This window comes from Bdellovibrio bacteriovorus str. Tiberius (assembly GCF_000317895.1).
GTDB lineage: Bacteria > Bdellovibrionota > Bdellovibrionia > Bdellovibrionales > Bdellovibrionaceae > Bdellovibrio > Bdellovibrio bacteriovorus_F.
Window position 1 is genome coordinate 2,958,536 of the sequence record NC_019567.1, and the last position, 12,974, is coordinate 2,971,509.

The 12,974-nt window shown below is 51.2% G+C and carries 9 protein-coding genes; 5 read left to right on the forward strand and 4 right to left on the reverse strand.

The features are described from left to right. Positions 1-179 precede the first annotated feature (179 nt). The 3 genes from BDT_RS14065 to BDT_RS14075 form a co-directional block, all read right to left on the reverse strand. On the reverse strand, positions 180-1,343 hold the full coding sequence (locus BDT_RS14065) for a DNA topoisomerase IV subunit A (protein ID WP_015091914.1): 1,164 nt from the start codon (positions 1,341-1,343) through the stop codon (positions 180-182). After that, complete coding sequence (locus BDT_RS14070) at positions 1,343-3,124, reverse strand: DNA topoisomerase VI subunit B (protein ID WP_041577896.1); 1,782 nt, start codon at positions 3,122-3,124, stop codon at positions 1,343-1,345. The genes BDT_RS14065 and BDT_RS14070 overlap by 1 nt, the downstream gene beginning before the upstream one ends. A 183-nt stretch (positions 3,125-3,307) precedes the next feature. Beyond that, positions 3,308-6,643: an Ig-like domain-containing protein gene (locus tag BDT_RS14075; protein ID WP_041577897.1), complete on the reverse strand. Its 3,336-nt coding sequence runs from the start codon at positions 6,641-6,643 to the stop codon at positions 3,308-3,310. 176 nt (positions 6,644-6,819) lie between these two features. On the opposite strand from BDT_RS14075, the gene BDT_RS14080 reads away from it, so the two are divergent. The 3 genes from BDT_RS14080 to BDT_RS14090 are packed head-to-tail and all read left to right on the forward strand — an operon-like array spanning position 6,820 to position 9,673. Then, positions 6,820-7,257, forward strand: coding sequence for a pentapeptide repeat-containing protein (locus BDT_RS14080; protein WP_015091917.1), 438 nt, complete (start codon positions 6,820-6,822; stop codon positions 7,255-7,257). Beyond that, a complete protein-coding gene (locus BDT_RS14085; RefSeq protein WP_015091918.1) occupies positions 7,254-8,405 on the forward strand; it encodes a hypothetical protein in 1,152 nt (383 codons plus the stop codon). Before BDT_RS14080 ends, BDT_RS14085 begins: the two co-directional genes overlap by 4 nt. After that, positions 8,402-9,673, forward strand: coding sequence for an outer membrane protein assembly factor BamB family protein (locus BDT_RS14090; RefSeq protein ID WP_015091919.1), 1,272 nt, complete (start codon positions 8,402-8,404; stop codon positions 9,671-9,673). Before BDT_RS14085 ends, BDT_RS14090 begins: the two co-directional genes overlap by 4 nt. Here the strand turns inward: BDT_RS14090 and BDT_RS14095 are convergent. After that, the gene (locus BDT_RS14095) at positions 9,663-10,295 is read right to left on the reverse strand and encodes a hypothetical protein (protein ID WP_015091920.1); all 633 of its coding nucleotides are present in this window, start codon (positions 10,293-10,295) and stop codon (positions 9,663-9,665) included. The genes BDT_RS14090 and BDT_RS14095 overlap by 11 nt on opposite strands. Before the next feature lie 125 nt (positions 10,296-10,420). Between BDT_RS14095 and BDT_RS14100 the strand changes: the two genes are divergently transcribed. Next, entirely contained in the window at positions 10,421-11,017 is a 597-nt protein-coding gene (locus tag BDT_RS14100; protein WP_051026316.1) for a hypothetical protein, read from the forward strand. A gap of 138 nt (positions 11,018-11,155) precedes the next feature. After that, positions 11,156-12,973 (forward strand): hypothetical protein, encoded by a 1,818-nt coding sequence (locus BDT_RS14105; RefSeq protein ID WP_080602418.1) that lies wholly within the window; start codon positions 11,156-11,158, stop codon positions 12,971-12,973. Position 12,974 lies beyond the last annotated feature (1 nt).

Consider the following 12,974-nt stretch of genomic DNA (forward strand, 5'->3'; position numbering starts at 1 on the left):
TCGAAAGGGCTTTTGCCGAACCCTTCTGAAGTTTCATCTTTCTAACTGCCTAAATGCCGGAAATAGCTGGAGGAATTGAAGAGTTTATAGTGTTCCGCGGGCTTCAGCGGGCTGTCGCCGAAAAAAAAGCCCCCATCCATGAGGACAGGGGCTTTGGTGGTTCTAACTTTAAAAATCTCTTAAACGTAGGATCCGCGTTTGATTTTCTCAAGGATCAGTTTTTCTGTCTTGATTGGATCTTTCGGGTCAACAGAGAAGAAGGACTGTTGCTCGCAACGAATCTTTTCTTTGATCAACCAGCGCAGGATATCGGAAAGGTTCTTGTTCTTTTTATCCAGGAAGAACGGATCGTTTTCCAAAGCGTCTTTGGCTTTTTTCAAAGCGCGTGCTTCAGCTGGATCGGATTCTTTCACTTTGTAGTGAGGCAGATCGTATTTTTTCACGTCTTCCGGCAACACGCCCAGGAACTTTACGTTCGGAGCGGAGAAATCGGCATTACGGATCAAAGACGCCGCGGAACCGGCTTTCAAAGTACGATAGATATTCTGCATGGTGTACGCATCGAGATCCCCGAAGAAGTACATTGGAACGTCCAATTCTTCCTGGATCAGTTTAGCCCAACCACGAACACCGTTGGATGGAACCCCTTGAGCACCCATCACAATACAGTTGTTACGCTTGGTGAAGCCCATGGTGACCAGCGTATTCGCGGTACCTTCAGACTCTACGATCAGACAGAAGTCGATTTTCTTTTTCGCCTTCAGCTTCAATGCCTGAGGTTTGTTCTTTGGCTGGAACGGTGACGTTCCCAAAGTGGAAAGGTCGATCACGGCCCGTTCCCCGTCTGCCAAAGTTTCAGTCACAACCAGCTGCTGAGAATAAGTCTGCCCACCGCGGTCATTGGCAAAAACGTTCAATTCTTCACGGTATACTTCCAGCATATCACCGATAAAGTCGATGATCGCATCGGATTCAGGCTGATCGTCGAAATCCAAAGGTTTCAAACGAGGGTTGCCTTTGATCTCGCCTTTACACATGTAATAAAGCTCACGCTTCGTATTCACGGTGCCGGTTTCAAGATTGCGCAGAAGCATTTCCAACAGGAACACCACACGCGCCAGTTTTTGTACGGAAGAAACGTTCAGCTCGGTACGGACAACTTTATCACCCGGAGTCAGGTAACCCACTTTGGCGTTGTACAAAGAGTTGTCCAAAGAAGTTTTCACCGCTTCAAGAACCGGACGCTTGGAAGACTCAAGGTCTTTCAGCATCTTGTCCGCAAGAATGCGGGCCTCTTTAGGAATATCAATTTTCAAATCGCGAATGCTGAGTAGTTTTGCCATTACGCTTTTTTCCCAGTGGTTTTCTTAGTGGTTACAGTCTTTTTGGTGGTGGTTTTCACAGTGGATTTTTTAGTCCCCTGCGGTTCCTCGGAAGCCTCTTCCACCAGGTCACTGGAAGAAATCACATCGAATTCTTCTTCGTCACCGTGAGCGATGCCTTTTTTCTTGTCGCGTTTCTTCTGCTCAAGAAGTTTGGATTCCGCTGCTTCCAGATCCGCCATCGCGTCTTCGGAATCACGGCCCAGAAGTTTCTTCAGACCTTCTTCGGCTTTTTTCTTACGGGATTCTGGTGCCTTGATGATTCTTGCCAAACCTTCAACCAGGATTGGACCGAACTGCTCGATGTGCGCCAGTTTTCTTTCAAGGTCCGCTTCCTTCACTTCTTTCTTGATGTGACGGGACAGCTTTTGACCGGCTTGGATCAATGCCAGACGGATTTCAGCAACCAGTTCCTCGGAAGCGTCGATCGTTTCCTTGGAGGCATTTTTAAACTTGATGAACGGAGACACAATGGAAACCGCGAAGATGTACGGCCCCAGTGGCAAAGAGTCTTTTGGCTGACCCAGGCCATAGGCTTTCCAGTTCACAGATTCAATCGCCCATGTGATCGCGCAACCGGATTTATCAAATTGCAGCGGAACACGGTTGGCAAAACGAAGCAAAGTCACCGGGGAATCATTTTGCTGATTGCGGTCTTTGAAACGCGCCAATGCCACTTCCACCACGACCGGTTTGAAGTCGCAAATGGTCGGTTTACGGGTCACAACCGCGAAGAAGTCGATTTCGCCCAGACGAGTGATGGATTTGGACAACGCCTCTTCACCCACGGTCAGAACAGACTTCGTGCTTGGAGCCATCAAGTCTGTGTTTTGCACAGCCTGGAAGACTTTTTTGAAGTCTTCTTCACTCAAAGCAGTCAAAGACTTCTCAAGCAGACCCTTTGGCAGGCCTTTTTTCACGAAATCAGAAATGGACTGATCAGAAATACGGGAGAAACCCGTTTTTAAAAACTTGGACAGCGTCGTTTTACCGAACAAAGTGGAATGCGTGATGAACTCACCCAGTTTGAAGGTATGAGGATGGGGCAAAGATGCTTCCGGAACTCTTGGCACTTCCGTGCTTACGCGAGTCACAGTCACAAAGTCGGCGTCCGTCAGCTTGTACGTGATGGTCATGTGAGGATTCACCAGGATGGTGCCCTCAATGTAAGTCAAAAGACCGCCGTCACCATTCAGTTGAATACGTCCATCCAGAACGAATTCAACGCGGGTGCCGTGTTCACGATCCCAATCCAGTGTTTCTTTGTTTTTCAGAACACCGGTGTTGGATTTGATGTCGACATCCACTTGCGCGGAAATCGCTTTACGCATTTTTTTGGTTTTGGAAACAACACTGACACCACGGGCATTGGTCATCTGCGCCCAAGTGGTCGCAGCAGAGATACCGATACCTTGTTGACCACGAGAACACTGACCACGACCAAATTTGGAAGACGCCAGATATTCACCGTAAACCTTGGCAAGGTCTTCACCTTCGATACCAGGGCCGTTATCTTCGACAACGATGCGAATTAAATCAGTATTTTTAGTTGAGCCTGCTCCCACTTTGGAGATCTCAACCAGTAGATCAGGCAGAATGCCGGCAGACTCACACGCATCCAGAGAGTTATCCACGGATTCTTTCAAGGTCGTCAAAACGGCCTTCAAAGGGGATGAAAAACCCACCTGCTGGAGGTTCTTAGCAAAATATTCAGCTGTGCTACTTTTGGTAATTTTGCTCACAGTCGCTTGGTCCTTACACGATGTTAACGAATTTTAATGAATGACTTTGATAGGTTAAGCCGAACGCAGGGGGTCAAAGCAAGACTTAAGGCTTAGTGATGCTTGGCGTAAATTTAAATGCGAGGAACTGATAGGCTTTAAAAAGGGGGTCTGGAAGGGTCTAAAAACCCCCCTTTTTCATAGCTATCGATAGGCTTTTCCGCGCCCATTTGACCAGATTTTCAACCCGGATGGACTGTTAACGTTCTGGCTGGCTGTGGAAGAGTAGGTCAACACACGGTTGTTGATATCTGTGTCGCTCGCCACATTTGAAAGATAGGTTCCTGAAATATCATTCCACACGCAACCGGCAATCTGACTGCCGCCACCTGGAACAATTGAAATCGCAATATCAGCAGGCACACTGACGGCACTGGGAACTTCGATCGCGGCTCCCCCATTACCACCGTTGTAGCCATTGGTATCGGTGTTGAGATTTCCAGCATCGTTCATATCCGCAAGACCACCGGATCCACCACCACCGCCGAAGTGACCGCCAGCGCCTCCGCCACCAAAGGTGATATCACAAGCTCCGGCACCACCGCCAAAGCCCGCGCCGAATCCTCCGCGCCCAAAGAACGCTTCGCCGGGATTGTTTCCCAATGCAGAACCAATCAAACAAGTGCTTCCACCCTGACCGGCAGCCCCTTGAGTGCGCGCCACTCCGTTGGAAGGAGTGTAATCACCAGCTGGAGATGCGCCACCAGCAACTCCTGTGGCAGGAGATCCGCCGGTACCACCACTGGAAGCTCCGACTGTCCCGCTCACCGCGGCAGTTGCGGGTCCTTCCCCCTCGCCTCCGGCACCGCCTGCACCGACATCACTGTTGTCCGTGCCTCCGCGACCGCCGCCGCCGCCACCACCATAGATCATTCCGTTGTTCAAGATCGTGACGTTGGCGTACTGGGCCTCGACTTTGAATGCTGTTCCTCCGTGCTGCCCCATGCGCAACGCCCCTGCAGTTGCTGCCGGAGCAAGCCCGCCCGCACCCGCAGCACCAATGATCAATCCATCGTTGATCAAACGAACCCGCGCAGTGGCCGCCAAGGATCCCGTGCGCATTGCTGGCAAAGCGGGATCATTGCTGGACACTTTCACTGTCGGATTCACGCGCACCACAAATGTACGAGTCGACGCGGCCACGGCTGCACTGTACTGAGCCACAGCCTGATCATAAATATTATAGTTCAAAGTGTCGGCAGCAATCGGAGCCAGCACCACGGCATCGGTCATTGAAACGGCAATACTTGCCACAGCTGATTCATTGCTACCACCTCCGTTATCACGCACCTTCACAGTCACTGTGGCCGAAGCATCAACGCCCGCACTGGCTGACAGGTTCACCGTCAGATTACCATCCCCCACGCGTGTCTGCGTGCAATCCACAGTCAGGCGCGAAGTGTTGGAGTTGGTGCAGATCAATTCCAGATTCTGAGTGTTTTCATTGGCGGGCCCCACATCCACCGTCAACGAGATGCTTGAAGGCGTTGCCGACCCCGGCGTCAGCAGGATTTCATGTGTCGTGGGAATCGACGTGATCACTGGCGCATCATTCACCGGCTGCACGATGATGGCAATTTCCTGCTCGACCACCGAGTTCCCCGCTGCATTGCCGTCATCAAACTGAATCTTGGCGTAACAAGTTCCGAAGTATTCGGCCCGCGGCTTGATACTGACAGCGCCGGTAGCAGCACTGATCACAAAGTCGGTCGCAGGTGTCACGACCACGGAAGTGTCATTACAAGCAGTGCCGGTCAAACCCGTATAGTCCAGGGAATAAGTGCCCAAGCCCTCATCCAAAGAACTTACACCCGCCGCAGTGAGCACATCCACCAAAGCCGAGAACAAGGGATCATCCTCAGTCAGTACAGCCGGTGTTCCGATCGTCAGCGTCGGTTCTGTGTTTGCAATTGTGATATCGATAAACTGAACATCACTGGCACTTTGAGGATCTTCAGCATGAATGGCCAAACGGCAGGTTCCCACGTCATCATCATCTGGTGTCCCGTTGATCGTCACCACGCGACCATTGCCGGAAGGTGTTGCCGTCAACCAGGTGCACGTATCTGAAACATCCCGGGACACCGTCACTGTTTCAGGATCCGGGTCGGTTACTGCCACGATGCAGTTGTATTCATCATCTTCATCGACATTGGCTGAACATGGAGTCAAACCTGCGGCAATCGCAGGAGCATCCTGAACGTTATTCACCGTAATGGCCACATCCGCATAACCTGTCGAAGGAAACGCATCCGTCAAAGCGATACGAATCTGACAGACACCTTGATAGTCTGCCGCCGGCTGGAACGAAAACGCCCCGGTCACCGGGTCAATGCTATAGTTTGTCACGACTGGCGCCATCGCGTGATCTTCACAACGATCCCCGGCCACGGTCGGCGTCACCAATGCATAAGTGCTGCCCGCCTCTTCGATGGAAGAAACATTGGCGCCGGAAATCACTTCGGCCAAAGCCGCATCTTCAGAAATACTGTAAGGTCCGCCGGTAACATTGATGATCGGTGCCGAATTGGTTATTTCGAGCTCCCAGGCAAAGATCGCAGATTGTCCTGCGACGTCATCTTCAGCATACACCGCCACATGACAGGTGGTTCCCACTTCCGCGGCTGAAGGTGTGCCCGTCACCGCGCCGGTATTGGCATCAATTCCCAGCCAAGGTCCGCAGGTGGTTGCACCGTCCAGATGATAAGTTAGGGTCAATGGTGATGGCAGATCCACATCTGTCGCATTAATACCGCAGGCATAGGCATAGTTTTCACCGATACTGCCGGCACAGGCCAAAGTCGTAATTACCGGCACATCATTCACCGCCTGCAAATCCAAAGTCACTGTGACCGTTGCTGATTCATTTCCGGCGCGATCCACAACCTTGTAAGTGAATGTGTCATCAATGTCGTTATTTAAAGAAGGAATGTAGGTGCAGTTTAAAACACTGCTGCCACCACAGCCGGACAACGAACCGCGCGTCGGGGCTGTGACAATCTGAATTTTGTACTGATCATTGTCACTGGGTGAGTTTAAAACAAACGGACCTGCGGTGTCTTCAGTCACCAACTCCATCTGATCCGCCCCGGCCACCGGAGGCTGATCATCAATCAGGAACGAACCCAATTGCAAAGTTTCACGGGCATCTCGCACCACAGCTATCAGCCGCAAGTGGTGTGTGCTGCCATCAGCCAAATGGGAAATATCCCAATCATAGGCACCCGAGTTGGACATGCGCTCCTGAATCACCAGCCAGGTGTTGCCTCCGTCGGCGGATGCTTCCAGCTTCAAATAATCAGGTGGAATATCCGCATCCGCTGTCGACCAGCGCACCGGCACCAAAGATGTGGACTTATAGGCGGCATTCAAGCTTTGAGTTTGAGTAAGCTTACTTGTAAGAATAGCCAGATCGGCGTTCATACACGCCGAAAGCGACAGAAGCATGATGATGGTCAATCCAAGACGTACAGTACTCATCTTATATATTATCGGATTATTCTGGTAAAACTGGATTGTTTTGATATTAAAAAGGTGCCATCATTTATCTCACAATGAGAAATCGGTTTTATTCGGAATATCTTTTCATTGCCTTACTCTGGACCAGTGGTGCCCAAGCCACTTCGCTCAGCGCTTCTCCCTGGAGCGGTCAAAAAATGGTTAATCTCGAATTTAACGAAAGAGCCCTGGCCTACGCACAGGTGATCAATGCCACTTTCAAAGACAGCTCTTTGGCGCAAAACACGTGGATGCAGATCGCATTGACCAACACACGATTTGAAAACACCCGCATTATGGGCACCCAGAGCAACCGTTCTGAGTTCACTGACGTTGAGTTTGTGGATTCAAACCTCAGCGGACTGAAGTGCGATCTTTGCCGGTTCACGAATTCGACATTCAGAAAGGTCCGTCTGGATGGCGCCCGCTTTCTGGGTGGCACCTTCAGTAACACACGGTTTATAAATTCCGACCTCAGCCGCGCTGACTTTGTTGGTGTCAGGTTTGAAAGCTGCTCAGTGGATGCTGCGACGGCAAAGACAGTTCATCCTGCAATGCTGAAAAAATGGAACCTGCCGATTCTGGAGCAGCCATGAAAGAGCTGCTGAAGTCCCGGGCTCTGCAAATGTATGGTGCATTGCTGGCTTTGACTCATGTGCTGTCGGCGTACTTCTGGATGGACCGATCGCTGGATCTGGTGGTCCAAAGTGCCGACAGATCCTCGTCACTATGCTGGCCGTTTTTGCCCTATTGTGAAAGCCTGCGTTTTTTAAACTCCGGAACAGCATCGACCTATCTGCAGATTTATGCGGGACTGGGTTTGTTTACGGCCGTTCTATTTCTGACAAAAAAGATCAAACCCGCGTATGGCTTACTGCTGGCATTATTGGGAATGAAGCTTTATTTTACCAGCCTGTCTTATGGACTGATGGGGAACTATCACTACATGAGCTTCTTTGTGCAGGTGGCGTTCCTGTTCCTGCCACACAAAACCACAGTGATTCCGTTCTTTATCGGAATCTTTTACTGGGGCGCCGGGATTCTGAAGCTGGATCCCGAATGGCTTTCCGGTGTGTCTTTGATTCATCCCAGTTTTCTGCCGGCCCCTTTGCAGCACGCAAGCTTGATCTATGCCGTGATCCTGGAATGCATCCTGGTCGTGGGGCTTTTCAGCCAGCGCCCTTGGATTCGCTATCTGACATTGGCGCAGTTTGTGTTATTCCATGCTTTTTCCTGGCATATCGTGGGCTACTTCTATCCCCTGACCATGCTGTTACTGCTGGGGATTTTCATACTGGTTCCCCTGTACCAGGAATCATGGCAGGCGTTTTGGGATGAAAGCCTGCAAAACAAAAAGTCCGCCGTGATCCTGACTGTGGCCCTGGCTCTGCTGCAGATACTCCCCTTGCTTCTGGTAAAAGACAGTGCCGCTTCGGGAGCACCAAGGTTGATGTCCTTAAACATGCTGGATGCCCGCATGGAATGCGACACTCTGTTGATTCGCCATCAGGACAGAGCCGAGGAAGTGTATAATCCCTTTGTGAAAGCCCCGTCCACCCGGACGCAGTGTGACCCGCTGGTGTTTCTTTCCCAGATTGAATCTTTGTGCCAAAACTCCGGTGAAAATTTTGATTTCTGGATGCAGTCCCGTCGCACCACCGAATTCCAGATGCAAACCCGTCTGATCGTGCGCGATGTGTGCAAAAAATCCCGTGTGGAACTGATCTGGGCGGAGGTGCTATGAAATCCGCCTTATTTGGGATCTACTGTATTGTCATACTGGGGCTGCTGATTCGGGCCGAATTCAACACCCTGCCTTTGCTGGAAAAGGACCTGGGTTTTCAGCAACTTCATTCACCAGTTCACGGGGCCACCCTGACTTACGAATTGAGTTCGCGGGAAGTCCGTTCCCCGCAGTCCACCTATCGCGGAAATGCCAATCGTTCTGGTCTGGCGATTTCATCAGGGGATCACTTCAAAGCCTTTCAACTAAAGTGGCAGGTGCCGCAGTTAAACAACGGCATCCACCGGGCCAGCAAAAGCTCGCCGGCCGTGGATGACCAGGGCTTTTACGTCGCTGATGACACCGGTTTTTTAAGAGCCTATGACTGGACTGGATCGCTGCGCTGGCAGTTTTATTCAGGCGTGAGTTCCCGCGGAATTCACTCCACCCCACTGACGGACGAAGACAGTGTGTATGTGGGTGACTATGCCGGATACCTATTCAGCCTGAACAAAGACACCGGTGCCATCCGCTGGATCACCAAGACCGGCGTCACTATTGGTTCATCGCCCTTCATGAAGGACGGCATCCTGTACGTCGGAATTGAACTGGCAAAACCCGATGGCTATCTGCTGGCGATTTCCGCCCGCGACGGAAAGTGGCTGTGGACATCACCCTTGATCGGTAACCACCCCCATTCGTCGCCAGCGCTAAACCTTCCACACGGCCTGATTCTGATGGGTTCCAACACCGGAGCGATGCAGGCCTACGAACTGAAGAACGGAAAGGCAAGATGGGGCTTTGCCACCGGCAGCGACATCAAGTGTGCGGCATTGATTCACGGTGATCGTGCTTACTTCAGTTCCTGGGATGGTTTTATTTATGCCATCAAAGCTGATACCGGAGCTTTGATTTGGAAAACCGAACTGGACAAAGGCGGCAGCATGAGCTGCCCTTCAATCAATGCTGACGGAACTGTGCTGGCCATCACAGGTTTTATGAAAAATTTTGTGCTGGAAACATCCGGTGGAAAAATTCTTTGGGAAAAAGCCATTGCCGGCCGCACATCACGGGCACAGGCAAGTCCCTTGATCATTTCATATGCTCATCAGCAGTCTGTAGTGATGTTATGTGAAAACAGAAAAGTCTGTATTTATGATTTAAAAGACGCCCGGGAACTTCAGTCCCTGACATTAACCGGGGACTTTTCCGGTTCGCCGGTTTATTTTAAAAATCATCTTTTTCTGGCGACAACCGGTCCGGATGGACTGCTGATATTTACTCAATAGCGGCACCACCGGCGCCCAGACGAAGTTTGTAACCGTTCTTCTCAACCACCACACTGCCAAATTGGGAACCCACTGTCCCCGTCATCTGCCAGCCGCTGGGATGTGTCGCCACAGTCACCTCGCCACCAGAACTGACGATACGAGTGGCCTCTTTCACGACGGCATCAAATAACAGGTCTTTTTCAGCGTTGAAGCCGCCAAGATTGGTCACCTGCAAAGTTTTGATTCCAGGCTCCGAAGATCGAATACTGCAAACCGAAAAACCAAAATCATCGCTCGGGGTACAAACCACCGGGACCGTGCCCAGCCCTTTAATCACGGTGAACTGGGGAACATAGCCCGCAACCACGGTATTATCTGAATTCATCAGCTGAATCGCAAATTGAAGTTCGGTGACTCCATCGGCTTTACCGGTAGGACCGACCAAAATTTCTGACTTTGCAAAATCACTGATCGAGGGATCAGTGACGACACCGGCAATAGGTTGTTTGTTGGTGATATCAATTCCCGGCGGCAGTTTTGGGCCGCGCAAACCTGCCAAATCCTGCAGACTGGCTTCGATTGAACAGCCGGTCAGCAGTAAAAGCAGTGGTAAAAGATTTATCGCAAGGTTCCGAAACATTCCAATGCCCCCGATTATCTGTCTATTATATCGGCAGGATTGCGGACTTTCTGTAGATTACATCAGGTTTAGAATCCAGCCCCAATTCAAGAAAACTTTCGAAACATCCGAAATATCAAAGATCTATGAATATTCGGAACGTCATACTCATCATTCTTGGGACAGTTGGAATCTCCGTTCTATCGGTGATTATCACCCTGCGTATGACTCAAACCAAAACAGAACCCACACCGCAAATCGTTCAGCTTCCACAACAAAATGTGCCGGCACAACAGCTTCCATCAAATCCCGCAGCGCCAGCACAGCTGCCGCCGAACCCTGCCCTGACTAATTCAGATACCGGAATGAGTTTCGAGGCTGCAGCCATTCCCAAAGAATTCCAGCGCGGACCTGTCGAGCAGAAACCCTTATCTCCAGACGGTATCATCAGCAGCCTGATGAAAGACACTCCAGCCTGTCATGACGAATACAAAGAGCATTGTACGAAAAATCGCTTTTTAGCCGAACATCCGCTGGCTTGCCTGCGCAGTAAAAAAGAACAGCTGTCACGGGCCTGCTTCAATCAACTGGCAGCGGTGCGCGACCGATTCCATCAGGAGTGCGGCGATGACATCAAAAGATTCTGCCCTAACGAAGCCAGCTATTTTGTTTGTTTGAAAAAACGCCTGTCCGAATTGTCTCCTTCCTGTAAAAACAACATCGCAAAGTCCTCGCGCCAATAGTGTCTCGCGCTGAAACAAGATCTGTATAAATTGGTAATGCTTTATCACCTGATTAATGTAGTTGGGAAAATAACCCGATAAATAAGGTATTGAGCGACTATTCGACCTTGTATTGAACGTTTTGGAAGGACATAAGGTATGGAATTCTCAACTCTTAAAAGAGCCGTCACAATCGCGCTGTTATGCGCGACATCTACTGCCTTTGCCAACGTCTCACTGACTGAAGTGCCCCAGGGACTTACCGTCCAGGGTCGTATCATTCAACCCAACGGGCTTCCGTTGGAAGACTCTCATGTGGCCTTCAATATCAAAGTTCTTTCCCCAGGGTCCGAGTCCTGCGTGCTGTTTGAAGAAAACCGCACAGTCAATATGACCAACAGCAAAGGGATCATCAACTTCACTTTGGGAAGCGGTGAAAATGGTGCCACCGTCGTGAACACCGGTCCGCTGCTGCCCATTCATCAGGTCCTGAAAAATTCCTCTGCTATCAATGGACTGACTGCATGTGCCGCGGGCTACACCGCCTATGTTCCGCAGCCTGGTGACGCCCGTAAAGTTCGGGTCACTTTCACCGTAGGTGCCGACACCATCACGTTGTCTCCGGATTTCCAGATGCGTTCAGTTCCATATGCCCTGGAATCTGAAAATGCCGTGGCTTTGGGCGGAAAAAAAGCCGCTGATTTTATTCAAGCTTCGTTAAATGTGACTCAGGAAAAGGCCGACACCTTGTTCCTGCCGGCCAACTTTGATGGCCTGCTTTCGCTTCTGAATCCGGCGGCCTCCCCGCCTTCGGTGGGCTCTATCGGTATTCCTTCTTCTGATGGTACGGCTGCGCCTCCGGCACGCGATGGTCTTATGCGCTATGACGAAAACACACAGACCGTGCAAGTTTCCGTCGGCGGGCAGTGGCAGCCCATTGTCACCGGCAACACCACTGTCGGCTCTTCCAACATTGCTGACGGATCCATCGGCACCGCGGATCTGGCATCCAATTCTGTGACCGCAGCGCAAATCAGCAGCAATGCCGTCACGACGGATAAAATTCTGGATGAAGCCATTACTTCCGATAAATTGATGAACATGTCGGTGACCAACTCCAAAATTGCCGATGGCGCCATCACGTTCAATAAAATTGCCAACGGTGCCATCAGCACTTCCAAAATTGTCGATTCCGCCATCACCTCCGCTAAGATTCTGGATGGCAGTATTGTCACGGCGGATATGGCCGATTCTGCTATCACCAGTTCCAAGATCGCTGACGGTACGATTGTGACTTCTGATGTGGCTGACTCGGCCGTCACCAGTGCCAAGATTGATGATGGCACCATTGTCACTGCAGATCTGGCGAACAACGCCATCACGACAGCAAAGATTGCCGATGGCAACGTGACTGACGCGAAAATCAATTCTGTTTCTGGCAGTAAAGTCACCGGCAACATTCCCGGCAATGCGGCTGGCTTCAACGGAGCCTTAAGCGGTGACGTCACTGGCGGCCAAAGTTCCACCGTGGTCACCGCCCTGCAAGGACGCTCTATTGCGAACGTCGGGCCGGGCGCAGGCCAGGTTTTGAAATGGAATGGTTCTCAGTGGACACCACAAACAGACAATAACTCTGGTGGTACCATCACCAGTGTGGGTGCCGGCACAGGGTTGACCGGCGGTGGTTCTTCCGGAGCCGTTTCACTTGGCCTGACCAATACTGGGGTCGGTGCCGGATGGTACGGAAGCTCTACTGTCATTCCGACATTCTATGTGGATTCTCAGGGACGCATCACGGCTGTCAGCAACGTGGCAGCGGCGGCTGGTGCCGCCTGCGGAGGAACTCCCCACGGCCGAATCACCCTGGCCGTCAACTGTGGTTCCGCAGCTGTGACTCAATGTCTGAACGGTGGCAACGTTTCAATTGGCACGGTACTGGTTCCCAACGGGTGCGACGGTGACGGCGACGGTTTCTAAA